Source organism: Tunturibacter psychrotolerans (assembly GCF_040359615.1).
GTDB lineage: Bacteria > Acidobacteriota > Terriglobia > Terriglobales > Acidobacteriaceae > Edaphobacter > Edaphobacter psychrotolerans.
Window position 1 is genome coordinate 2,980,629 of sequence record NZ_CP132942.1, and the last position, 25,160, is coordinate 3,005,788.

At 56.2% G+C, this 25,160-nt stretch carries 12 protein-coding genes; 3 read left to right on the forward strand and 9 right to left on the reverse strand.

From position 1 onward, the window contains the following. Nucleotides 1-10: 10 nt before the first annotated feature. The 5 genes from RBB77_RS12390 to RBB77_RS12410 form a co-directional block, all read right to left on the reverse strand. Nucleotides 11-1,387, reverse strand: a complete 1,377-nt coding sequence (locus RBB77_RS12390) for a tetratricopeptide repeat protein (protein ID WP_353062068.1) — start codon at nucleotides 1,385-1,387, stop codon at nucleotides 11-13. Between the two features lie 240 nt (nucleotides 1,388-1,627). Beyond that, nucleotides 1,628-2,341, reverse strand: coding sequence for a DUF4386 domain-containing protein (locus RBB77_RS12395; protein WP_353062069.1), 714 nt, complete (start codon nucleotides 2,339-2,341; stop codon nucleotides 1,628-1,630). 358 nt (nucleotides 2,342-2,699) lie between these two features. After that, nucleotides 2,700-4,310 (reverse strand): VWA domain-containing protein, encoded by a 1,611-nt coding sequence (locus tag RBB77_RS12400; protein ID WP_353062070.1) that lies wholly within the window; start codon nucleotides 4,308-4,310, stop codon nucleotides 2,700-2,702. A gap of 463 nt (nucleotides 4,311-4,773) precedes the next feature. Then, nucleotides 4,774-8,163, reverse strand: a complete 3,390-nt coding sequence (locus tag RBB77_RS12405; RefSeq protein ID WP_353062071.1) for a TonB-dependent receptor — start codon at nucleotides 8,161-8,163, stop codon at nucleotides 4,774-4,776. Nucleotides 8,164-8,245: 82 nt separating this feature from the next. Further along, on the reverse strand, nucleotides 8,246-10,801 hold the full coding sequence (locus tag RBB77_RS12410) for an Ig-like domain repeat protein (RefSeq protein ID WP_353062072.1): 2,556 nt from the start codon (nucleotides 10,799-10,801) through the stop codon (nucleotides 8,246-8,248). A gap of 348 nt (nucleotides 10,802-11,149) precedes the next feature. Here RBB77_RS12410 and RBB77_RS12415 point away from each other — a divergent pair, with 348 nt between their 5' ends. The 3 genes from RBB77_RS12415 to RBB77_RS12425 all read left to right on the forward strand — a co-directional run bounded on the left by RBB77_RS12415 (nucleotide 11,150) and on the right by RBB77_RS12425 (nucleotide 20,269). After that, nucleotides 11,150-13,693, forward strand: coding sequence for a phosphocholine-specific phospholipase C (locus RBB77_RS12415; protein WP_353062073.1), 2,544 nt, complete (start codon nucleotides 11,150-11,152; stop codon nucleotides 13,691-13,693). 901 nt (nucleotides 13,694-14,594) lie between these two features. After that, on the forward strand, nucleotides 14,595-16,661 hold the full coding sequence (locus RBB77_RS12420) for a S53 family peptidase (protein WP_353062074.1): 2,067 nt from the start codon (nucleotides 14,595-14,597) through the stop codon (nucleotides 16,659-16,661). Nucleotides 16,662-17,065: 404 nt separating this feature from the next. Beyond that, the gene (locus RBB77_RS12425) at nucleotides 17,066-20,269 is read left to right on the forward strand and encodes an FG-GAP-like repeat-containing protein (RefSeq protein ID WP_353062075.1); all 3,204 of its coding nucleotides are present in this window, start codon (nucleotides 17,066-17,068) and stop codon (nucleotides 20,267-20,269) included. Nucleotides 20,270-20,454: 185 nt separating this feature from the next. Here the strand turns inward: RBB77_RS12425 and RBB77_RS23710 are convergent, their stop codons facing one another. The 4 genes from RBB77_RS23710 to RBB77_RS12440 all read right to left on the reverse strand — a co-directional run bounded on the left by RBB77_RS23710 (nucleotide 20,455) and on the right by RBB77_RS12440 (nucleotide 24,561). After that, nucleotides 20,455-20,700, reverse strand: a complete 246-nt coding sequence (locus tag RBB77_RS23710) for an alcohol dehydrogenase catalytic domain-containing protein (RefSeq protein ID WP_434557062.1) — start codon at nucleotides 20,698-20,700, stop codon at nucleotides 20,455-20,457. A 40-nt stretch (nucleotides 20,701-20,740) separates the two neighbouring features. Continuing rightward, on the reverse strand, nucleotides 20,741-21,619 hold the full coding sequence (locus RBB77_RS12430) for an SDR family oxidoreductase (protein WP_353062076.1): 879 nt from the start codon (nucleotides 21,617-21,619) through the stop codon (nucleotides 20,741-20,743). 714 nt (nucleotides 21,620-22,333) lie between these two features. Then, entirely contained in the window at nucleotides 22,334-23,086 is a 753-nt protein-coding gene (locus RBB77_RS12435; RefSeq protein WP_353062077.1) for a hypothetical protein, read from the reverse strand. A 602-nt stretch (nucleotides 23,087-23,688) separates the two neighbouring features. Beyond that, nucleotides 23,689-24,561, reverse strand: coding sequence for a hypothetical protein (locus tag RBB77_RS12440; protein ID WP_353062078.1), 873 nt, complete (start codon nucleotides 24,559-24,561; stop codon nucleotides 23,689-23,691). Nucleotides 24,562-25,160: the final 599 nt, after the last annotated feature.

The window sequence follows — 25,160 nt, forward strand, 5'->3', positions numbered from 1 at the left end:
GAGCGCTTGCCTACTTCGTGTTTGCGAGGGTGACGAGGCGGTGGCGGGCCTCCCACTCCTCATCCGGAAATTGGCCGTTTGCCACGGAGAGGAACTGTTTGTACAGGTCGGTCGCCTGTTTGGTGTGGTGCAGTTTGTCGTGCGCAGTAGCCGCAAGGAATAAGGACGACGGCGACTGTGGCTGCACTTTATCACGAATCGCGAGTGCTTGCAAGGTGGTGGTGGGATCGTTGTTAGCCGAGGCGGCGAAGGCGAGATGGCTGGCGGCCTGGGCCAGATCGTCCTGGTTCGGGAAGGCTTCGGGATGGGCGATGGCGCGCTTGAGGAGGGCTTCGGCTTCGGCGAAGTTTTTGAGGTGAATCTGGACGTCGGCGCTGTCGTCGAGGAGGGTGGGATCCTGCGCGGATCTGGCCAAAAGCGAGGCGTAGAGGGGGGCGGCCTGGTCGTATTGCTGGTTGCGGCTGTAGAGGCGGGCGAGGAGGCGGGTGAGATTGGCGTCGTCCGGGTGAGCGGCGTGGAGTTTCGCGGCGAGCGGGATGGCCTGGGCGGTCTTTCCTTGCTGCTCGTAGAGGCTGGCTAGCTGAGCGTTGAGGGTGGCGTTTTCGGGATCTTTGGCGAGGGCGGCGGTGAGGAGGGATTCGGCCTGGTCGGGTCGCTGCTGGTGGAGGAGAAGGTGGGTGAGGGCGGCGGTGGCGTCGTGATTTTGCGGGTCGACGGCGAGGAGGCGACGGTAGGCGAGTTCGGCGGCGGTGTTGTCGCCTGAGGCTTCGGCTAGCTCGCCGGAGAGGAGAATGTCGTCGTCGGTTTCGGGGGTGAGCTTGATGGCGGAGAGGAGTTCGTCGCTGGCAGTGGCGGGGTTTGCGGTCTGGTCGATGCGGGCGAGGGCGCGGAAGGCGCGGGCTTTGAGGGCTGGGTTGTCGGTGGTGACGGTGGTGGCTTTGAGGAGTTCGGCGTGGGCGTCGGTGAGGCGACCGCTGCGGGCGAGGAGGAGGCCGAGGGCAAGGTGGGGATCGAAAAAGTTGGGGTCGGTGGCGATGGCGCGGCGGTAGGTGGCCTCGGCGGCGGTGGTCTGGTCGAGCGCGTCCTGAGTGAAGGCGAGGTCGTAGAGGAGATGGGCGTCGGTGGGGGATTTTTCGGCGAGGGCGGTCAGGAGTTTGAGGGCGGTGGGATAGTCCTGCTTATCTAGGGCTTGGTTAGCCTCGGCGCGAAGGGGATCTTGTGGTGCGGTCTTCGGCGGAGCGGTGGTGTCGATGGCGCCTGCGGGGAGTTGGGCGTAGATGCATCCGGAGATGAGCAGGAGCGCGCAAAATATATATCGCGGAAAGGCGGTGACAGCGAGATAGAGCATAGTTGGGCGCGCTCGGTTGTTGCTCTCTGCGTCGTGCATTGCCGGTTACTCCCCATCCCACCTAAAAGTGTGCAAAGTATTCGATCCCGACAGTTTAGGTCTGGACTTCCTACGGTTCGTTAAGTGCGGAAGCCCGACCTGGAATGGCCGGGCTTCGACAGCTTCTCTCTGATTTGAGAATAACAGATGAGTCAAGAGAGTGTGGCCGGATACTTTGTGGGCGGAAGCACCTCATTGCTGGTGCAATTTCCGAGTTGCCGACAACCCGCGAAGTTCATCTTAACCAACCGCCGACGATAAGGCCGTGGCGTCCAGCACTGGCGACCCGGCGCCCTTGATGACAAGCCACAGCATAAACGCCACCTCCCCGAAGGAGGCGGGCTGAGCGAAGGTAAACACCTTGTCGTAGTATCGCGGCAACAGTATGCCCGTAAGGCTCAGGATCACCCACGCCAAGCCATCGATCGCGAGCCAGACGCCAAGGAAGCGCGGTACCAATCGCGACTTGTAGACGAGCAGCGCGAGCGGTAGGAGCCACAGACCAAAAAATATTTCGTCAACAACAAGTCCCTGAAAATGAAGATTGAGGAACAACATAGCCAGAGCATCCCGCTGAGGCTTTTCAAATAGGGTTAGGAAGTCAGCGCCGCGCACGAGAACGAGCGCAGCGATTGAGTTCAGCTCATTCAGAAACGCTATCGGGATCGAGACAACAACGAATGTCACCATGAGCGAGGCGTACCGCCGGTTGACCTCCTTGAGCAGGTCGTATAAAGCTAGAGCCACGAAGATAAAACCGGCCTGGCTGATGAGTTGGGCTGCGATGCCGAGGCGAAAAAGCGTCTCGGAGGCCCCAATATTGTTGGCCGTCACCGCTGCGTTTCCGTGCACGAGTAGTTTGCTGGGAACATAGACCATAGCGAAGACGCCCGGTATTGAGAAGAGTACATACAGCAGTCCTGCGAATCTGCCTGGGTTCTTCGTGGAACTCATGTTCCCTCCCTTGTTGTCAGGGGGCTTGGTAAAAGGGGTCTGCCGGAGAAAACGGCGAAGGCTGTCGAAATGTTACGCCACAACGATACCAAGGCGATTTCGCACAGGACCTCTTGCAACCATGTCTGACCCGGATTCTGGGCGGATAACGGGCTACACGGAAGTTATCCATCGTTGGCTGTTCGGGTAACGGAAGGGTTGCCGACCACCCGGAATTACGCGCACCAAGCTCATGTGGTGCTGACATCCAACAAAAGCGATTGGAGCGGATGCCTCGGCCTCGCTTGTTTGATCTCGATACTTACCTTCATTAAACCGTGAGCAGTGAATCGCAAGGGGCGCGAAATGGGCAAATCACTCAAGATCGATCTGGCTTCGTTTCCTTGCGGAGAGTGACATCAGCAGTTCCGATGCGCCCGGTCTCCGTCTCGCGTACGACAAAGCGCAAGCGTGCAACTCCCTTTGGCAGCGCACTCGTAACGAGAAAATCTGCGGTCTTTCCTGATGTCTGAAGATCTGCTCCGCCCTTTGTCATGGCGGACATGTTTTGCAGAGTGTGAGAAAGAATTTTATCTTTCGACGACAGAGCAACAACAAGAACCGCTAACCTCGCAGCACTCATACCTGTATTTGTAGAGTGCCAGGTGAGAGTCGAGGCATCCACGTGGACGATATAGCTGCCTGTAAAAACGGGCGCTGATTTAGTCGGTTCAACGGTCACCTTTAATGCATTGAGCGGGATGGGGCTGAGGGCAGCCGTGTTGAGATCGTAGATGAGTGTTTCCTTTGAGCTCTGACTGGTGGGGGGCGTTGTGTAATAGCCGTTGCGCGTCGTCACGGTGAGTCCCGCACGGAGACAGACGACCCGAATGTTGCGGTATTGACGCGGAGTGTCATTCGAGGGGGAGGGGGAGTAGCCGATGGTGTAAAACTTCGTGCCAAGATCGACGGAGTTGGCGATCTGTTTATCTATATCGTTCATGCCTCGGATAACGCGACCACCGGTGACCGGCCCAAGGCGGTCGAAGTCCAATTGGGCTCCGAAGGGATCTGAATTGCGCACGAAGGAGTCGCCCGCGGCCTGCGCGAATTCGAGTTGAGTGGGATCGGTGATCTCTACCATTCCTGCAGCGCTGCTTGTTGGATCCACGGCGTAAAGAGTCACGCGCGTGTCGAGCAGAACGTTGGTCAAATGCTCGATGGTATCGCTGATAAGGTTCTGGTCTTTGGTTGCGAGTTCGCTTGGATCGATACTGGGGAAGCCTTGCCCGATCCATACCAGGTTTTTGCGACCCTGAATGCGCGCCGAGGACTGTGCAATCTGTTCTAACGCGCTGAGCGACTGATCAAGGCGTTCGACTGCTCCATAACCGATGCTCTTATCGTCTTCGAGCTTCCAGGCATAGTGAACAGATTGATCGTGGAGAGCTTTCAAGAGGAGGTCGCGGTCGCGGGTGAAGTTCTGCAGGACGCGGAATTTGTTGTCCGACACGAGCATGAGCGTGGTTGGCTGGTCGAGGAGCGCAGGACGCGTATCGAGGTATTGCTTGACGGAGTGAACGGCGAATGAGGAGTCCTCAAAATGGCTGTTGAGCTCGTCGAGAACCAGAATGGTTACAGGCGACTGTCCGAAGCTTTTTGGCTCGTCGAGATTGAAGGAGGTGGCTCCACTTCCGGCGGGTAGCGTGTGTAAGGACGGGGGCTCAAAGGAGTCGATACGCTGAGGCGCTTTGTCTTCATAGACGGCAAAGTCCTCTCTCTTCAAATCGGTGACGGGGTTGCCATTCTTGTCCGTTACGACAGTGTCGACCAGGACAAGGCGGCTGGTCACATTGAGGGTCGGTACAGGGGAGTGGGCCATCGTGGAAGGTTGCGAGCTTTGTTGGGCGCGACCGAATTGCCCGAGAGAGATTGCGATCAAAACGAATGCGAAACGTTGCAGAAGTAACGAGACAGCCAATCGATTCAAGTAAGACTCCAGTGACTTTATCTAAAGACTAGACGCTATATTTATGTGCAAGATTCAGTCCGTTCTGCCTGTTTTTGTGCGAGACACGTACTAAGCTTAAGACGCCGGTTGAAAGCGGAGTGTCCTCCTGCTCGCCACGGGCAAAGGAGATCTCCATTTTCAAGAAGGCATTTACTTCGATACTGCTGTGTTTTTCCCTTGTGCCGCGCTGTCATGCATGGGGGCATGAAGGTCACAGGCTGACCGCCCTGATCGCACAAGACTATCTGACACCTCTTGCGGAAGAGAATGTTCGCTACCTGCTCGGTAAGGAAACCCTGAGCGATGCGCCAGTAGCCCGGCCCTAAGCATTGCTGCATGTTGGGCTAAATCGAAAACTCGACGGAGATAGCATGCGAGATCTTTTCAAAACAACTGTAGCGACCCGAAGGCCGCTACAGTTGTTTTGCAAGGTTGCGAGCTGTTAGAAGTGGAGTCGCGCGGAGAGCTGCATCTGCCGTTGACTGTAGATATTGTTGCTGTTGGAGTTGAGGTAGGTGCCGTAGCTCGGCAGGAAGTTGAGCGTGTTCTGCAGGGTGGCATTGCCGCTGGGGATAGAGTAAGCGCCGTTCGAGACGCTGGTGATGTTCTGGTGGTTCAGCAGGTTGAATGCTTCGGCGAATATCTCCAAACGATAGCTACCGATGCGGGTATCGGGAAGATAGAAGTTCTTGCCTACGCGCAGGTCGACATTGGCTGTCTTCGGCATCGTGAACTGGTTTCGGCCCAAAACGTCGATGCGATCAGCACTCGATCCTACGCCGTTGATGGTCTTGAACTCTCCAGCACTTGTGCCTCCGGTGACCTTCGGTGAGTAGGGTAGACCGTTCTGGATTTGCAGGACCGGTGCGATTCTCCAGCCGTCGACGAGGTATTTCTCCCAGCCATTGATGTGAACCTGCGGCTGATAGATACCGGCGAAGACGAAGCGGTGACGAACATCCAACGAGCTGTTGCCGTACTCCCTGCGGAGGTCGGTGGGATCGAAGACGTTGAAGGTGGGAACACCCGTTCCTATGTAGGGATTGAAGTCCTGTGCATGGGCCCAGGTGAAGTTGGACAGAATCGATAAGCCGTGGCTGTAGCGACGGTTCAACTGGACCGCCAATGCGTTGTACTTGGAGTTGACGTTACTGGCGATCTCGAGGATATCGCCAAAGTTCGGGTTGGGACGGTTCGCACCGGTGAAGAGTGTGGTGGTATAGACGAAGCCGTTCGGGAGCGGCGGATTCTTCCCGCCGTGCGGCAAGGTGACGTAGGCGCCGGGGGCCGTTGTCTGCGTGGTGGAATTGTTGACCGTGTAGGATATGGTCTCGTTTCCAGTCAGGTTGACGTTGGTGTCGTTGGAGCTGTCGAGCTCGCGGCCAAAGGAACCCATGTAGGTAAGAGCGAAGGTAACGTTGTGGCCGAGGTCCTGCTCGATGGCCATATCGGCCTCGTGCACCTGCGGATTCTGAAGATGTGGCGAGAGGTAGGCAACCGTAGAGGCTCCTACACAACTGGCGAGCTGTGATGCGCTGGTAAAGATTGTAGGAAATGCAGGACCGCAGTGACCAGGGGCGGTATAGAGGCCGCTGTAGTTGATTTGTGCATTGGGTCCGCCGGACTCGAGGTAGGTCTGGAGGATGTTTGCGTTCGGCACGAGACCGTAGTACATGCCATATCCGCCGCGAAGGATGGTTTTTCCTGTGCCATAGACGTTGTAAGAGAAGCCGACGCGAGGACCGACGTTGTTTCGATCGTCGGGATGTCCGAAGGTCTGAGGAAGATTGGGGTTGGGAGTGGGGCTGGGGGGAATGTACTGATACTCATACCGCACGCCGAGGGTAAGAGTGAGCTGTGGAGTGATGCGCCAGTCGTCGGTAAGGAAGCCAGCATATTCATCGGTCGCAATGAGCGAGGCGGTGTTGCCGAATCCCTGGGCAAAGCCGAAGTAGCTGCCGCCACCATTACTGGCTGCATAGTTGGCGCCGCCGAGGCCGAGCACAGAGTGGAGATAGTCCCCGATAAACTCCCACGAATAGTCTTCCTCGTAGGTACCGTTTTCGTTGAAGAGATTGCTGATGTAGTCGGAGACGTGGTTGTAATCGAGGCCGAACTTGGTCAGATGCTTGCCGTGACTCCAGGAGACGGACTCCATGCCCTGCAGGCGACGCTCGTCGGGGAGTGCGTGGCGCTCGAGGTCATCGGGCTTGCCGATGTTGAAACCTTCCGAATCGTACTCGAATCCGATTTCCACATTGGGCGGGCGTTGGAACTGATTGTTGGTAAGCGGAAGCTCGTTGGGTAGCGGGGTCTGCGAGGTCTCGGTCTCGAGGTCGCGGCCATACTGGAAGACGAAGTTGTTGACGAGATGGTCATTGAGGATGGTGGTCAGCCGTGCGATTCCCACGTCCTCTTTGACGAAGTCGTTGCCGAAGGAGGCGCGGCCGTCAAAGTTGGAGGCCTGGGTCTCCATGCCTGCGGGCGAATCCCAACGGAAACGGCTGTACTCGACAGCGAGGTGATTGCGTTCGGTGATCTGCCAATCGAGCTTTGGGAAGTTGATGACCTGATCTCCGGTACGCGGCACTGTGCCGAGGAAGGTGTTCATGATGCCGAGCCCTTGCGTGTAGTAGGCGGCACCACTCTGGTAGCTGGAACCGATGGCGGATGCCAGTTGGCAGGACTCCCAGTCGCCGCCCCATGGTGCTCCGGGACGATTGCCTGTGCCCGCTGCTTCAGCGACGCCGTTGACGGTGAGGGTGCCGGTGGTGGCGTTGCAGCTCTCACCGGCGGGGAGAACGGAGTTGGCCGAGGCGAAGGTGTCGGCAGGGTCGGAGGCTCGTGCAGTACCAGGGAAGTTTCGCTGCTGCTGGTCGTACGAGTAGAACCAGAAGAGCTTGTTGCGGATGAGCGGGCCGCCTATGCCGAATCCCCACTGCTTGCGCCAGTCGGTGGGGTTATACGGAGCGGTGACATAGGTGCCCGAGGAGTTAGGCACCGTCAACGTGGTGTATGGATTGACTGCTCCCCCCAGATTATTGTCGCGATCATAGAAGAAGAGTTCGCCGTGATACTGGTTGCCGCCGCTCTTGGTGACGGTGTTGATGACGCCTCCGGCTGCGCGTCCGTACTCGGCGGAGTAGTTCGAGGTGTTGACCTGAAACTCCTGCACGGCAGATTGGGAGATGGAGTAGGCGGCGCGAGTGCGACCGCGAGCCTCGGAGAAGTAGGCCTGATTGTCGTCGGCTCCATCCAGGGTGCTGTTGTTGAGCAGGTAGCTGATGCCGCGAAAGCTCAGAAGACCGAAGCCGTCGCTGTTGGAGACGACACCGGGCGTCAGCAGGGCGAAGCTCGACCAACGGCGGCCGTTGATCGGCAGATTGTCGATCTCGGTCTGGTCGACGACAGTGGAGATGGCGGGCGAGTCCGTGTGCATCGTCGGAGATTCGTCGGTGACATCGACGGTCTCCGTGACCTTGCCGACACTTAGCTTAGGGGAGACGTTGGTGGCATCGCCTACCGAGACGGGAACTTGTGCCTCGCGGTAGGTCTGAAAGCCGGTGAAGGTTACGACGAGGGTGTAGGTGCCGGGTTCGAGTTCGGTGATGCTGTAGTCGCCAGCTTTACTGGTAGTGGCGGAACGAACTGCTTTTGTAGCAGAGTTGGTGACCGTCACCATGACGTCGGACAAGATAGCGCCGTTCTGATCGGAGATCGTGCCGCCAATAGCGCCGGTCGAGGCCGATTGCGCAAAGGCGGTCGAGCGAGGGGCCACAAACAATCCAATGAGGAATACCGCCGTGAAGAACAAAATAAACTTACGCTGCATCAATGAATCTCCCAATGTCTGCTTCAGGCCGGGTGCGACCCGGCTTCGTAGTGATAAATGGATTGCGTAGTAAGGAGAGCCGCTACGGCTGAGGGGTGACAGCCAACGTCATGGAGACGGTCTGAACGATATTGGTTCCCGTCGAAACAACGTTGGGTGTTCCGGTCGCTGTGATTGTCAGAGTGCTCGTTCCTGTAGCGGTAGTTGGTCCGGTCTTCGTGCCGCTGCTGCATCCATTCAGAAAAGCCGAACCGCCCATCAGGATGGCCAACAGCAAGAGCGTCTTGGGGAGCTTCCCATTGACACGGCCGCGCAGGACCAGCAGAAGCAGGGCTGCTCCAGGAAGACAGGCAAAGACGATCTGCCCTCCACGAGAACCGGGAAGAGCAAGGGGGCGAACCGCAGAACTGCCCGGTCCGGCCGTAATAATGGACAGAGCCACCGTCGCTCCGCCTGCTCCAACTGATACTGATGAAGGACTGAACTGGCAAGAAGCATTCGCTGGAAGCCCCGAGCAGGCAAACGAGACCATGCCTGCATAACTGCCCGTGGAGTTCAAAGTGATGCCATTCGCTGCAATCTGGCCTTGGGCCACCGTGATCATCGGTTGCACCGGCGTGATCGTGAACGTAGGGATAACTGAGGTGACAGAGTTCGCTGCCGAAGTGGAACCGAAGAAGAACTGGCTCCCGCTGTAGCTCGCCGTCACCGAGGCCGCTCCTACGGGGAAGGTGTATTGAATGGACGCCTGTCCCTTGGCAACGGCCTGCGGAGTTCCGATCTGCGTTCCGTTGTTGTAGAAGGTGACGGTGCCGGTGATCGGAGCTGACGTCGTGGTGGTGCTCACTGTAGCCGTGATGGTTACTGGGGATACGGGATTTGTGCTGTTTGTGGAGAGATTGAGTGAGGTGTTGCTAGCGACTTGTTCCAGTTCCAGATAGCCGGTGAGGGGAATATCCGCAGTCAGGCCCTTAGCGCTGGCAATATGCAGGGTGCTCGAGAAGGGACCGGACGCAGTCTGCGTCGGGGTCGCCGTAATCGGCAGCGAACAATCTGTCGTGTTGTCAGTGTTGGTCGTGCAGCTGGATTCGCCAAGGGAGAAGTTGTTGGGATTAGCGGTCAGCGTATACGGTATACCGGCCGGGCCGTCGTTCACGCCGAAGTGAATGCTAACCGTCTGCGTTGGGTTTGTGCCCAGGATCGTGCCGAAATTCGCGTTGGTTGCAATCTTGTGGACTAAACCTGCGACAGAATCTGCGATAAACAGCGTACCCGCAGCGTCGGAGTAGAGCCCAGCGACACCAACAGAGGCGAAAGTGCCACCGCTTCCAATCGTACCCGTTGAAAACTTTGTCTCGTTTGCCGGACAGCCATCGCCGTAAGCACCGGCGCAAGGTTTGCCCGCACCAGCAAAGACATAGATCCCCTGATTCGCTGCATCGATACGCCAGATCCAGCCCTTGAGGGAGTCGGAGGTGTAGATGTTGCCGTTGGTGTCGATCGCTAGACCGAAGTTGCTCCCGATGGGAACCGTATTCGCCGTACCACGCTGATTCGTGACTGTTGTCGAAGCCTGCGTCCCAGCCCAGGTGGAGATGATTCCCCCTGATGAGATCTGCGCGACAGCTGCGCTGAACTCGTTGGCGAAGTAAACATCGCCCAGTCCGTCGGTGACCAGCGCATACGGAGAATGCATCTGTGAGGTGCTGGCTGGATTCCCGGGTGTCCATGCACCAGAAGCGCATCCAGCGCTACTTGTAGTGCCATTTGGGCAGTAAGCGCCATCTCCCGCGTTCTGAAAACCTGCGATCTTTGCAATCGTTCCTGTCGGGATCGAGATATCGGCGATCGTGACTGTAGCCGAAGTAAGATTCACCGCCAGAATGGCATTTCTGAACTCATCGGCAACATAGAGGACGCCTTGTTTGTCGAAAGTGATGCCATAGGGGCTATCGAGCGAGCCTCCGGTAGCAGCACTAATAGTCGATGAAGCAGTGTTTGCCGCATAGCCGAAAGCAGCCTTCGTGCCGGCAATGTTGCCTGCGACATTGCTGATAACACCCGGGCCGGTAATCAGGCCCGAGCTATCAGCTGCAATCATGCGGACCGTTGAATTACTTGTATCGCCGAAGTAGAGATTGCCGGTAAGGGGCGAAAACGCGAGCCCCTGGGGAGCGCCCAGCTTTACGGAGGTCGACAAGCAGCCGTCTCCTTGCCAGTCGGTCGAGGTATTCGTGTCGCTGCCGCCGCAGGCTGCGGACTTGGCGGGGTTTGCCGTCACACCGCCGGCGATCGCAGTAATCACGCCGGTAACAGCATCGACCCGCCGGATAATGGCGTTTTTGGAATCGGAGATGAAGACGTTGCCCTGCGAATCTTCGGTAACGTAGCGGGGGTCATTTAATTGCACCTCCGTTGCCAGGCAGCCATCGCCGAATTTGTCCAACGCCATTTTGCCGCTGGGGCAGATCTGGTTTGGGGTGAAGGTTGCAGTTGTACCGCCGCCTGCGACCAGCGTCGTGGCATAGGGAAGAAGTTGGGGATTCGCAGTTTGCCCCTGCATATGTGGGGCCATAACTACGAGAAGAGGAAGGAGTACACCAAGGCCCAGACGACGAGTAAAACGAACCGCAAACATACCTGCTCCGAAGGGAAATAAAAATACTGGAGGCTCGCAAGCCTTCAGGTCTAATCAGTCGCTTGAATGGATGATGAGCGCAGATCGGTGTAGATCGATCTGGAGAACATTGAACCTATCAGCGCGCGTGAGAGCCTTGATAGCAGTCGGATATTACAAAGACATAAATCTAATATCTGACATAAAAGATTCGTTATCAGCATTGTGTTTTCTCCGGTGGCGAACGAGAATCAGCATGGTGGCTGGCGCGACGGAATTCGTTTCGATGCACCCGAGGTCCTTCACTCCCGGACGCTGCCAGGATTGTCTTAGTCGAATAAAAAACAAGAAGTGAGAACACATCATCAAATGGCGCAAACAAGGCGGGACTTTCTTAAGATTGCAGCGATGTTGTCTGGCGCGGCCGGGATGTCAGGGGTTATTCCAGAATCGATTCAACGGGCCCTCGCAATCGAACCGGACAAGGGATCGACGTATCTCGACGCAGAGCACATCGTCATCCTGATGCAGGAGAATCGATCTTTCGATCACTCGCTAGGAACACTGCAGGGTGTGCGCGGATTCAACGACCCTCGTGCGATTCGTCTCCCCAACGGCAATTCCGTCTTTGTCCAAACTGACGCTGCAGGAGACTCCTACGCTCCGTGGAGAATGGATATTCGCGATACACGGATTACATGGATGGGATCCGTACCGCACTCCCGCCACAGCCAGGTGGATGCGTGGAATGAGGGCCGTCATGATGGCTGGTTGGAAGCAAAACGTTCGTACTCGCGCGAGTACACCCATCTTCCGCTGACGATGGGGCATTACACCCGCGAAGATCTGCCGTTCTACTATGCGCTGGCCGATGCCTTTACCGTCTGCGACCAGAATTACTGCTCGGTGATGACCAGCACGACCCCGAACCGTTGTGTCTTTTGGACAGGGACCGTGCGCGACGCACAACGAGTAGATTCCAGGGTCTACATGCGGAACGACGAGATAATCGGTGGGGGGATGACCTGGAAGACCTACCCGGAGCGCCTCCACGAGGCGGGAATCAGTTGGAAGTTCTACCAGAACGAATTGACGAACTCGGGCGGTCTCAACAATGAAGCGCAGGCCTGGCTAACGAACTTCGGTTGCAATCTGCTGGAGTTTTTCGCTGCTTACAACATTGAGGCATATCCGGGTGCTGCTTTGGCTATCCAGGAAAAGATTGAATACCTGACACAGCAGATCGCGAAGATTGAACACAGTCTCGAAGGGGCCAAGGATGCGCACGCCAAAACACAGCTGCAAACGAGACTGGACAACGACAGGAATCGTATCGAGAAGCTGAAGGCGACACTCACGAATTGCGGAGAGTCACGTTTCAAGGAACTCACGGATCAGCAACAGGCGTTGCATACTGCGGCCTTTGTCACCAATATTGGCGATCCGCACTACCGCTCGCTCGACGAGCTCACCTTCGAGGACGACAAGCAGCAGGAGATGAAGGTGCCGAAGGGCGATATCCTGCATCAGTTTCGTCAGGACGTTGACGGAGGCAAGCTCCCGACGGTTTCGTGGCTGAGCGCACCGGAGAAGTTCTCTGATCACCCCACTTCTCCATGGTATGGAGCCTGGTATGTTTCCGAGGTGATGAACATCCTGACCAAGAACCCCGAAGTCTGGAAGAAGACAATCTTTATCCTGACCTACGACGAGAATGACGGCTACTTTGATCATGCGCCTTCCTATGTTGCTGCAGACCCCAAGAGACCGCATACCGGTCGCGCTTCTGAGGGTATCGATGCAGGCATCGAATACACCTACGCCAAGGATGAGATCGTGCAGGGGGTAACGGAGAATGAGGCGCGATCGGGTCCGATCGGGATGGGATTTCGTGTGCCGATGGTGGTCGCCTCGCCGTGGAGCCGCGGCGGCTGGGTGAACTCCCAGCTCTTCGACCACACCTCGACTCTCATGTTTCTTGAAGACTTCATGGAGAAGAAACATGGCAAACAGGTGGTGGAAGAGAACATCAGCAGCTGGAGACGATCTGTCTCTGGCGATCTGACCTCGTGCTTCCGTCCTCATGATCCAAAGGAGACGAAGCTCTCGTTCCTGGATCGTGATCACTTTGTCGTCGGCATCCAGAAAGCCCGCTATAAAGAGATCCCGTCCGGCTTCAAGAAGCTGAACCCGGAGCAGATCGAGCAGATCAATCGAAATCCGGTGGGCGCCCAGTTCACCTCTCATCAAGAGAAGGGGATTCGTCCGTCATCACCGCTCCCTTATGAACTCTATGCAGACGGCGGCGTAAGTCCCGACGGAACAAAGTTCCAATTGCGCCTGAAAGCGGGTAACGATGTCCACGGCAGGCGATCGGCGGGATCACCCTTCAATGTCTACCTCCGCAACACGCAGCAAACCACGGCGACGGGAAACGGATTGATGGTCGCGACCTATGCCGTGAAGGCAGGAGACACAATCTCCGAGGACATCCCTCTGGAAATTTTTGCAGACGGTCGCTACTCCATTAATATCCACGGACCAAATGGTTTCTACCGTTCCTTCAATGGTGATTCTCAGTCGGCAAATGTGCAGACACAAATTCTCTACGAGCGGCAAGGGGCGTCGCTTACCGGCAACGTGAAAGTACATCTGCACAATTCAGGCGCCAAGCCTGTTAAAGTCACCGTTCAAGACAACTCATATGGAACCGGCTCCGTAGTGAAGACTCTCGCAACGATGAGTTCCACTTCCGTCGCGCTCACTTTGAAGCACAGCTATGGATGGTACGACTTCACCGTGAAGGCCGAGGGCTCCAGGACCGAAGGCCGCTTTGCGGGCCGTGTGGAGACAGGCCGCTCGAGTTTCAGTGATCCATTGATGGGCGGAATTCTGTCAGGCGAGAAGGCATAGTCCCGTACTCATGTGTCGAAAGCGAGTGGGGTGAGCCCATGGCAGTGAGAGGTCAGAATTGCATACCGAAGCCACGTGGAAACAGAGGTTGCGTTGAGTCGTCCGGGACACCACTCTTCTCAGAATCAAGGGCCATTCCAAGGTCGTGACGAAAATGCACGGGGTAGTCTCGCATCAACCCTCGGAGTCTTATTTGTGGCGAAGGAGAAGGGGTAACAGATCAAGCCAAATGGCTGATGGTGCCGCGCGCATAAACTGGGGTGCCGGCGGTCAATGATCGCATCGGAATCGAACCAAATCCCTGAATCGCGGGGCTCTGGAAGAGTTGCCGACCAATCATCGAGAACACACCAAGCTTTCGTGCTCAGGGCTCAATGAGTGCATTGGCCTGAAAGCGTCAATCGAGATCAACTACAGAATTGTCGCTCGCTCACAATCAGAAGCCAGAGCATCGATACACAGCTAAAAAGATATTTCATAAGTTTCACGCTTGACTCGTTTTGCGCGCCCGCTTATATTCCTTCCATGTTTGATCGCGTCCAACTGCTTCGATCCCTCCCAAGTCTCCGCACTTGTTGATGCATATCAATATCCTCGACACAGCTCTGTAGTGATAGCCAACATCTGCTCATGTTGTCTTACTGTTACTGGCAAATTGTTCTTTGCCTTGTAACCGTATGGCGGCTTCTTGCTGAGTGTCTAAGAACGGCTTTACAGGGCCCTCGTTCAAAACTTTGTTGAAACGCAATCGATTCTGATCGGTTGCTCTCCTCTGCCTTCAGGGAAGAGCGAAAACACGCTCCGTGGGTCTCTCTACATTTCTCCGGGAGATCACTTGCCTGTCCATTTCACGCCGTATCCACGCTGACATCCGTGTCGGCACTCGCAATAAGGGGAAATCATGACATTGCGCAAAATGGTCACTTCGACATCCTGGGCAGCACTCGCGCTGCTTTCGCTTTCACCGCTTGCCTCTCACCCCGCCTTCGCTCTCCAGGAACACAACGTCGCTAAGGTAGTAAGCCTTGCCAACGATCTGGGCCCCGTAGACCCGAACCAGATCCAGACACTTACGATTGTGCTGAAGACGCACAACGAATCCGAGTTTGATAAGGCGATCGAGGACCTCTACGATCCAGAGTCCTCCAGTTATCATCAATGGTTTTCCGCGAATGACTTTGCAAAGTACGCACCCACCTCGGCCGAACTTGAGACCGTCAAGAAGGAGCTGGTCAGTCAGGGATTCTCCGTGGTCTCCACCGATCCACAAAACTTCTCACTCCGTGTGACTGGAACCACCGCTAAAGTTGAAGCTGCTTTCCAAACCCAACTCCACACCTTCCGCTACAACGGCAAGACCTTTCAAGCGCACACTCGAGATGCGCAGCTAACGGGTGCGGCAGGACAACTGGTCGATTCGGTGGCCGGACTCGATCGTCATCAGGTCCATAACCTGCTCAGCATCGCGCAGAATCCCCGTAGCGGGAAGCCTCTCTTCAAGAAGACGGTCACCACTGCCGACGCAGGTTCAACCCTCCTCAGTGGAATCAATGGCACTCCGCTCTCTGCTCCGGCCCTCTATACGTTCACAACTCCGGGAGCTTCTTTGCCGCTCAGCGTTTTTTATGGCAACGTGTACAGCAAAAATCCCGCCGTCACCATCTCCTACTCGCCTGCGCAGCTGCAGTCCCACTACGGCCTCACCTCGCTGATTAAGGAGGGGTACGACGGCACCGGCCAGACCATCGCTCTGGTCGAAGCCTACGGTTACGCCGCCGCCGAGACCGATGCAAACGTAGCTGCAAAAGCTTTCGGTCTGCCCGCTCTCACATCGAGCAACTTCTCTGTCATCTACCCCGAGGGTAAACCGCTCAACCCGGCGGCTGCCGACCTCACCGGCTGGACTACCGAGATCGCGCTCGACATCCAGTCCGCTCACGCCATCGCCCCAGGAGCCAAGATCCTGGTCGTAGCCTCATCCGGTCAGGACAATGAGGACCAGATTGCATCACTCCAATACATCATCACCCACAAACTCGCTAACACCGTCTCCAATAGCTGGGAGAACGACGACGAGATCATCGCAGGCTCCGCAGAGGAGAACGCCTTCAACTCTGTCCTGAAGGTCGGTGCTGCTTCTGGTATCTCCTTCCAGTTCTCCACTGGCGATAGTGGAGACCTCGGACTTGGTACTCCTGTTGGCGCGGTTGGTGTTCCCTCAAACTCACCTTATGCCACGGCCGTAGGTGGAACCAGCATTCTCAACAACACTGCTGGAACCGGCCAGGTCGTCACCGGTTGGGGCAATGACATCACCTATCTCAACCTCTTCGGCCCCGTCGATCCCCCCACCGAACTTGGCTCCTTTTACGCCGGAGCAGGCGGCGGCGAGAGTCTCTACTACGCCAAACCCTCCTGGCAGAAGGCACTCCCCGGAACCGGCCGCCAACTCCCCGACGTCTCCGCGTTAGCCGATCCGTTCACCGGATTCGCTCTCATCGTCACCTCGGAGGGCGTCCAATCAGCTTTGGCCGGAATCGGTGGAACCAGCCTGGCCAGTCCCATCTTCACCGCTATCTGGGCCATCGCGGACCAGTACAACGGTAAGCCGCTCGGCCAGGCCAGCCCAGCTGTCGCAAGATTGAAGTCCGGCCAGATCACGGACGTCCTGCCCACCTCGCCCCTCGATGTCTCCGACGTCTCCGGTACCGTCTACGACTCGAACGGTCCCACCTTCTATTCCCAGGACGGTCTCTTCGCCGGCCTGCTTTACTCACAAACCAAGTTCGTGAGCGCAATCTGGCCCATCGTCCCCGGGGAGGAGGACATCGCCATCACCTTTGGCACCGACTCCTCTCTCACGGTAACCCCAGGCTGGGACAACGTCACCGGCTACGGCGAACCCAATGGACTTCCATTTATCCAAGGTGTGACCGGCAAGACCAAAGGAGCCGCCCTAACCAAATAACATAAGCAGTCTCATAACGAGAGGCGCACCGAAACATGTTTCGGTGCGCCTTATTAAGTTCAAAACCCCGAAGATCGATTGTCGGCGATTCGAAAGTAATCCGGCGCAACCTTAGTTGGTGACAAATCACCGAGGCACTTATTGCGTTGCAGATTTCCTATTTGAAATAACTTGAAAACCCCGTCCATCCCGAGATCCTGCGGGACATTAGCCAAAAAATCGGCACGAGCCTAATATGGATGCGCATGCACCATCACAGCTGCTTGCATCATGCTCGCTTAGAGTTGGGCGCAGGCTTGCTGTGACTTGCATTCTCAAACAATCGCCCTACATAACGGCCATCTCGGCTTGACCGGGAAGACTGGCTGCGTATCCGCACCACTGGAATTCACTGCGAGGAAACCATGCCACGTCTTCGGTCCGCTCATCAATCGTATTTCCATCTCCTCGGCAAGAGCACGAGCACTGGCAAATCCCTGCTTTTATTTACGCTCGCTTGTCTCGCATTCGGAACGGGCAGCCGTGCTGGCGCCGCGCCAACAAGCACAACGCTGACGGTGACTGCGGGCGGCAGCGCAGTGACGACTGTAGAGGCGCAGACCGTGGTGACGCTGACCGCGAAGGTGACGGCTGGTAGCACCCCAGTGACGGTTGGGCAGGTAAATTTTTGCGACGCCACAGCGGCCTACTGCACGGACATCCATCTGCTGGGCACGGCGCAGCTTACCAGCGCAAGAACGGCGGTGCTAAAGTTCCGTCCCGGCGCGGGAACCCACAGCTATAAAGCCGTCTTCCTGGGGACAAGGAGTGCCTCAGCTAGCGCGTCGAGCGTGTCGGCATTGACCGTAGGACCACCACAATCAGGGAAATTCTCATCAAGAACAACGTTGACGCCGAGCATGGGCCAAACCGGGATCACGCTTACGGCCATTGTGACGGGTTCGGTTGTAGCTGAGGGATCACCTTCGCCAAGCGGCACGGTGTCTTTCCTCGACACGACCGACCGGAACAATGAGTTAGGCTCGGCCGAACTGGTGCCAGATCCGCCAGGTCCGACGTGGACGAATTCCCAAACCGTCGCCCTTGGTCAAGCCGGGGCCATTCTCGTTGCAGACTTCAACGGGGACGGCATCCCGGACTTGGCCGTCCCGAACCATCAAAATGGCATCGGGCAGGTATCGATCTTTTTGGGAGACGGGGAAGGAACGTTTATAGCCTTTGGAAATGCACTTTCATTTGCGACCGCCAACGCCTGGATCCCTGAAATGGGGCACGAAGGGGCAGTTGGGGATTTCAATGGAGACGGCAACCTGGACATGGCGATCACAGATTACGCCTCAAATGAAGTGTTTATTCTTCTAGGCAACGGGGACGGAACTTTTCGGCAGGCGGCAAGCCCTTCGACCGGCTCATATCCCCAGGGCATAGCGGCTGGGGATTTCAACGGGGACGGGGTCCCAGACCTGGCTGTCACAAACGCTGAGTCAAACAGCGTGACGATCTTGCTGGGAAATGGTGACGGCACATTCACGACCGCGACAGAAAGCCCGGCAACGGGACCGCAACCCTTTGACATCGCGATGGGAGATTTCACCGGGAATGGCAAAATAGATCTTGCAGTGACGAACACTCTCGACCATACAGTCACCATTCTTTTGGGCAACGGAGACGGGACATTTCAGGCAGGGACTCAAATTCAAGTCAGCCCACCAAGCGGCGATTACCTTCAACCCAGCGGCATTGCTGCAGTCGATTTAACCGGGGATGGCAAGACGGATCTCGCAGTGACAAGTGGCAATACCGTCACCATCCTCTTGGGCAACGGACGCGGAACATTCAATCCAATGGTGGCGAAGCCGGCGACAGACGGATTTTCATCGGCGCTTGCGGTTACCGACTTCAACGGAGACGGGAAACCAGACCTCGCCGTGGTGAACGAAGAAACTCTGACAGTATTGCTCGGAAACGGGGACGGGACCTTCACGCCTGCTGGGTCGAGCCCCGGTTCCGGCGTTAATTTCAATTCGATTGGAATTGGAGACTTCAACGGGGACGGCGTCCCTGACGTTGCGACTGCAAACTGGGGACTTGGAAGCGTCCATGGCGGTGAGGCGACGGTTTTGCTAACGCAAATGTCGCCAACTGCGACCGCAACAGTGAGCGGAATCTCACTGCCCGCCAATTCGGGCACTCACGAAGTTGTGGCCAGTTATTCCGGAAACGGCACCTATGACACCAGCGTCTCCAGCAAGAGTGATATCCGGATGTCACCAGAGTTGTCTCTTTCGACGACCAGCGTGTCTTTCGGCGCGGAAGCCATCGGGTACTCGGCGACCCAGCAAGTGACGGCCACCAATACAAGCAACACGACAATCCTCAATATCGCAACGACGATGCTCGGGGGCGAGGGTGGTAATTTCGCCGCTGGCGGCTCTTGCCACGGGAGTTTAGCCCCGGGCGCAACCTGCACAGTTTTTCTGGTGTTTACTCCGTTCGACACGGAACAATCCATCTTCTATGCCGAAGTGTCCGACAACGATCCCCTCTTCCCGCAACAATTCATTGCTCTGAGCGGGACAGGCGTCGTTGCGCCGACCGCATCTCTTTCGCTTTCGACCACCAACCTCGGATTCGGCAGTTGGGCTATCGGGTTCCCGACTCCTTCTCAGGAAGTGATCGTCACCAACACCAGCAGCAAATCTACTCTGTACTTAGAGCCGGTCATGGTCGGGGGTGTAAATGCGTCGTCGTTTAGGGCGCCGAATTCCTGCGGGGACGCAGGCGGGAGTCTCGCTCCGGGAGCGAGTTGCCGAATTTCGGTCATCTTCAATCCGGTCGCGGCGGGCTCTCAGAGCGCGACCATCATGCTAGCTGATAACGCGGCCAGTTCGCCGCAGACGATCCATTTAAGTGGAACTGGAATAGCCGCGCCGGCGGCATCCCTATCGCTCTCGACCACCAACCTCGGATTCGGCAGTTGGGGTATCGGATTCCCGACTCCTTCTCAGGAAGTGTTCGTCACCAACACCAGCAGCACAGGTGTCCTCTACTTCAAGAGCATTTCGGTGACGGGTGCGAATGCGTCGTCGTTTTTGGCGCCGAATTCCTGCGGCTATGCGGGCGGGAGGCTCGCTCCGGGAGCCAGTTGCAGAATTTCGGTCATCTTCAATCCCGTCGCGGCGGGCATTCAGAGCGCGACCATCATGCTAGCTGATAACGCCGCCAATTCGCCGCAGACGATCCATTTAAGTGGAACTGGAATAGCCGCGCCGTCGGCATCCCTATCGCTCTCGACCACCAACCTCGGATTCGGCAGTTGGGGTATCGGATTCCCGACTCCTTCTCAGGAAGTGTTCGTCACCAACACCAGCAGCACAGGTGTCCTCTACTTCAAGAGCATTTCGGTGACGGGTGCGAATGCGTCGTCGTTTTTGGCGCCGAATTCCTGCGGCTATGCGGGCGGGAGGCTCGCTCCGGGAGCCAGTTGCAGAATTTCGGTCATCTTCAATCCCGTCGCGGCGGGCACTCAGAGCGCGACCATCGACTTGATCGACAATGCATCCAATTCGCCACAAACCATTAACTTAAGCGGGACCGGATTGGACTAGAGAGCAAATGCACCCTGTAGGTGCATTCGTGCGAGGCTGCTTATGACTTTAAGTAGCTCGTTCTATCCGGACTTTCCGCATCGCCGCCGAGGAAGCAAGGCGCATCGGAGGAGACGTAACGCCTGCCGACTTGACGCCTGGAACCGAAGGCCGAATCGCCTTATCGCAAAGATTCCCGATCGGACCTATTCGGAATAACCCGATCTCACAGGTCCGACGATCTCGTGCCCGGGAACCGAAGGAAAGATTGTTCCATTTGCATAGACGGTTCCATGCCACTCCCGGCACGCGGTATGAAGGTCGGAATAGTAGACTCCGCTGTAAAGAATGTCGACGAGAAGATCGTTCTCTCGTAGGTCGCGTCGCCTGAAACTGAATGGTTCCAAAGGACTGGAACTTGATTTTGCTGAATAACCTCGGGCTTCGTACATTGATTCACGTTTTTCTTTGCATTGACCTAAGACATCCGTATTAGTAACGGAAGGCGCTCGCGTTCGCCTTGATGAAGTCTGTTAGAGTGCGAGGCTGCTTTCCGGCGATGGTAGGGAAGTTATCTTGCACGTCGTCACCGATCAGGTTCCCCTTCGTCAAATCTCGGTAACACTCATACACGCACTTCATGTACGCCGGTTCGCCCCCAGCCTCGAGGACTTTCTTGAGGAACTCCTCCGCCGGATGCGTCTGGTACCGGAACGGCTGGCCGAGAATCTTCGTCATGAGATCCGCGATCTCGTTGTACGTCTTTGCTTCATAGCCCATGCGGTATATCTGGCCGTGATGCTTTCTCGGGTCCAGAAGAGCTGCAGCAGAGGCTGCTGCGACGTCATCGCAATCTACCCAACTCAGCCTCGCATCGCCGATATATTGGTGAATCACGCCTTGTTTGACAAAGTTCTCGCCTCCGTACCCAAGAAGATTCTGCATAAAAATCTCTGGACGAAGGTGAGTGTAGAAGGGGATACCTGAGGAAGAGATATAGCGTTCAATGAACTGATGCCAGCCGTAATGGCCCACATGGGTGTCGTCATCCCCGCATGCACCGAGATGAACAATCTGCTCCACGCCGGCCTTCTTGGCTATATCTACAACGTCTTTGCTTTGTCGAAGCATATCGACGGTGTAACCCGTGATCAGAAAGATCCGGTCGACTCCCGTGAAGGCAGGCAACATCGAATCAACATTGTCCAGATCGAGATATACAGCCGGTATCCCCAGTGCTGTCGCTTTTTCCGGAGTACGTGCTCCTGCGACGACTTCAATTGAGTTGTGTCCCTTCAGGTAAGGAATGAGCAGCCGTCCTACCTGTCCGGTTGCACCCGTTATGAGGATCCGTTTCTTTGCTTCGTTCATCGTTTGCTCCCCCTCGTTCTGCCGAGGAGCATTCTTGCTCTTCGGTCTCCAGTGTTTGATTACCGTAATGAACCAATTGGTTCAAAATAACTTTGGCTCGCATCCTAATCTTCTACGAACGCTATCTGGGTGTAACGTCATCACTCAATTGCGGTCGCCACAAGGCGTGGGTCATTCACGCTAAGTTATCCGGATCACGCTTGCGATTACCTCCGGAAGAAGTTGATAGTCTGGGAGGTTGACGACTCCGGCCGCCTGTTGCTTTCAAGCTTCTGGACCGGTTCTGCGCCGAATGGACGAAACTAATGCACAAAGCCGATGTGCGAGAGGAACTGTAGAAATCCCCCTCTGTTGCATTAGCTGGGGCACACGCAACCCGCTTTTACCGATGTTGCACATCAGGCAGCAACGACGCAGTTCTCATCGTTTGAAACGGATCACCCGCTTGAGGCCACCGTGGTCTGCCTCAATGATGTTGTTTGGCAAATTTCGACGTGCGATGCTTCGTGTCCTGTGGCAACTTGCCTTCGCGATGCTGCCGGCGAATCACCTTGGGATAGGAGCCCAGCTTATCGGTTGTGCCCCACGCGAGGCTTTCAGACCATGAAGACGACCAACGCCGCCTTCGAGCGAAAGAGAGCATGGCAGGTCCTCTTGTACGAAAGCGCGACCCAACAACGTCTCCGCACTGTGACATCCCAGCACGAGAGAAGCTCATGGAGTTTTGGTGCGATCGACGATCTTGTAGCCTTCAGGGAGTTCGAAGAGGGTTGGGTCGGGCTCGGAGGTCGTGAGGTCTTTAACGGTGAAGACCTGCTTGCCGCTCTGCGGGGTGTCGACTTTGGAGATAAGGTTGATGCCGAGCTGAGCGGAGTACCAAAACTCGCGGGTGGAGATCATGGGCTGATCGTTGCCCATGACGTTAGGGTTTATGGTGGTTGTCTCGCGACAGCCGGTGGTGTCAACGCCGTTAGTGTTGGCGACGCCCAGATCTTCGTGCTGGTGAAAGCCGGTGCCGTCGGGAAGCGGGCCTGTAGGTGAGGTTGCTGGCTTGTAGACCGCTTGCGTCGATCCAGAGTAGGGGAGGAGTTGGCAGACCTGCCCGTCGGTGAAGCAGTTGTAGAGGGTGTGGCGATTGGGATCGGCAAACTGCCGTACGTCCATGACCGAGGGTATTTTGCTGCCCCTGGGTACGAGGAGCCAACGCTCTTCGTAGATGCGGCCTTTGCCATCTCGAGCAATTCGACGCTCATTGGTGAGGGTGTAGGTACCGCCGTTGGCGAGGGGGCGAGACCACTCGGTAAGCAGAGTGAGGGTAAAGGGGGCGTTTGCGATGGGTGGGATGAAGATGCTCTCCATTCGTCCGCTGGTACCTCCGTCGGCTACGGCTACGACGGGGGGCGCGGTTTGGATCTGGGCGCTGCCGGGAACAGCGAAGATGAGGAGGAGCAAGAATGGAGTGCGCATGGGTTCTCCAGGCAACGTGGCCAGTATATGCGCCTAGGCCCGCAGCGACTATCTAATCACTCGCGACGAAACCCACAGGCTTTCGCTTTTCATTCGTCTAAACTTCAGATAGGAAACGGATCTTCAGACTCCCTACTGAGCAAAGACTCTCGGATCAAGGCCCATTTTGCTCAACTGTCGTGTTTTCATAAATCATGAATTTCATTTCGTCTTTATGTCACTGATTTCAAGAATCGATGCTTTAGAAAAATCCATCTTTTACTTGAAGTCTCTTTGAGTAAAGTGTGAATTGAGTAGTTCTTTCAAGTAAATCATTGTTCCAGCGGCCAATAGGCAGTGTGGTCATTTTGCCAAAGGATTGCCAGATCTAGCGGTCCGCGGCATTGGCGATTCCGGTTGGGGGAGTCCGTAAGGTGCGGTTTGTCCGGCGTTCGGGAGAAACCTCTTGCAAGCATTTGTCCGTGATGCCGACCATAGGCCAAATGGAAAAGTCTCCGGTTTGCCGACGACCCGGAATTGAATCACCAAACAGAGTGACCGAGCTGACATATGGCCAAGCAGATAACGCGGTTGTCAGCTGATTCAACCCAGCTCATTTTGTTTCATGAGAGCCATCCGAGATCCAAAAGGTCGGCGATAGGTTCAGTAAACGAACAGGAGCCGAAGCCGATAGCGAAGTTCTCTCGCGCGTCTCTGATTTGTTCGGCGGATAGTTCCTGATTACGCCATGCAAGAGCGTGCCCGCTCCAGCGAAAGGCGGTAGGATCGTGTTCATTCAACACTGCTAAAACCTTCTCTTCTGTTGCTCCGTAATACGCGATGATTGCCGCGACGAAGATATTGATGAAACCGTTCATCAGAGCGGATGCGCTCCCCGGTTCATACGTGAGCTGTTGAACGGAACGCAAAGGATGATGCAGTCCAGCCGTTGCCTTGAAGGGAACCTTTGCTTCGGCGCAGGACACGAGAAATTCCGCGACCTGCTCGACACTGGGGATGGCATCGGCAGTAATGCCTCCGGTCCGAATCTTTGCGCGCGCGTTTCCTTTCTTCAGCGCAGGAATCATTTGCGCGCAATTCGTCAGTGGAAATTCGATGTAGAGAGTTGTCTTTGAGGGTGCGGCTGAGAGCAGCTTATGCACCTCAGCCAGAGTTGCAGCCTTGGACTCGAGGACGTCAACAACTGCGACCCTCTTATCGAGTCCAGATATCAGGCGAGCATCTTGCTGCGCATCGCCCGTGCTGAGTGCGCCCAGGAGCCATGGTGTCAGCTGCTCGTCGCTGCCAAACTCTATCGCAGCGCTGAATTCTGTCAGCCTCGCAACTGGGACGATCAAGCGTCCCAGAGCCCATGCATATTTACCAGAGCGGTAACTGGCATAGTTCCGGGTCGACGTTAGCATATCGAGGGCTGCGGGAGGAAAGAGCCCCGCGTAATCTATCAATCCGTTCAGGAATGGTTCAATTGCAGTCATTTGCTTTTTCTCTTCTTTACCTTCGTCGTCGGAATTCCGAATTCACCCTTCCATATGCGATGCCAGTCTACCTCCTGAAAGGTCGGGTCATTGGCAACTTGCCGAAAGTTCCCCCGCTTGCCCGTATTCGCGCTAAGTTCGCCTAAGTGCGACAGGAGGGCTGTCGCTATCGTCGGAAGACCAGCGCCGATAACCCCGTTTCCGCGGGAGGAGCACGAACATGACATCACTAACCGAGTAACGAGTATAGGAATCGAACGCTAATTCCACAGGGATTTCAGCTAAGTGCAGCCTCTTCATTCGTCGACGGAAAAACGATCCGGGGTTGGAAACAGCTCTCGCTCCTTTGCATCCTCTATACCTCCACAGACACCCGCAGTCGAAGGCAGTGTATCGCCGCCGCTCCTCACCCATGGCTTGTGGGGTCATACGCACGGTATAGTTCGGAGGCGATTGAGAAGCCGCAGCCAATCAAGCTCTTGGGTTATGAACTCCGCCCTCGACAACCTCGCACACGAACTCTTTGACGAAGGCCGGTCATGGGTTGACCGTCGATTTGCCGCATTCTCGATTTCTGGCAAAGCGATTCTATCGTAGGG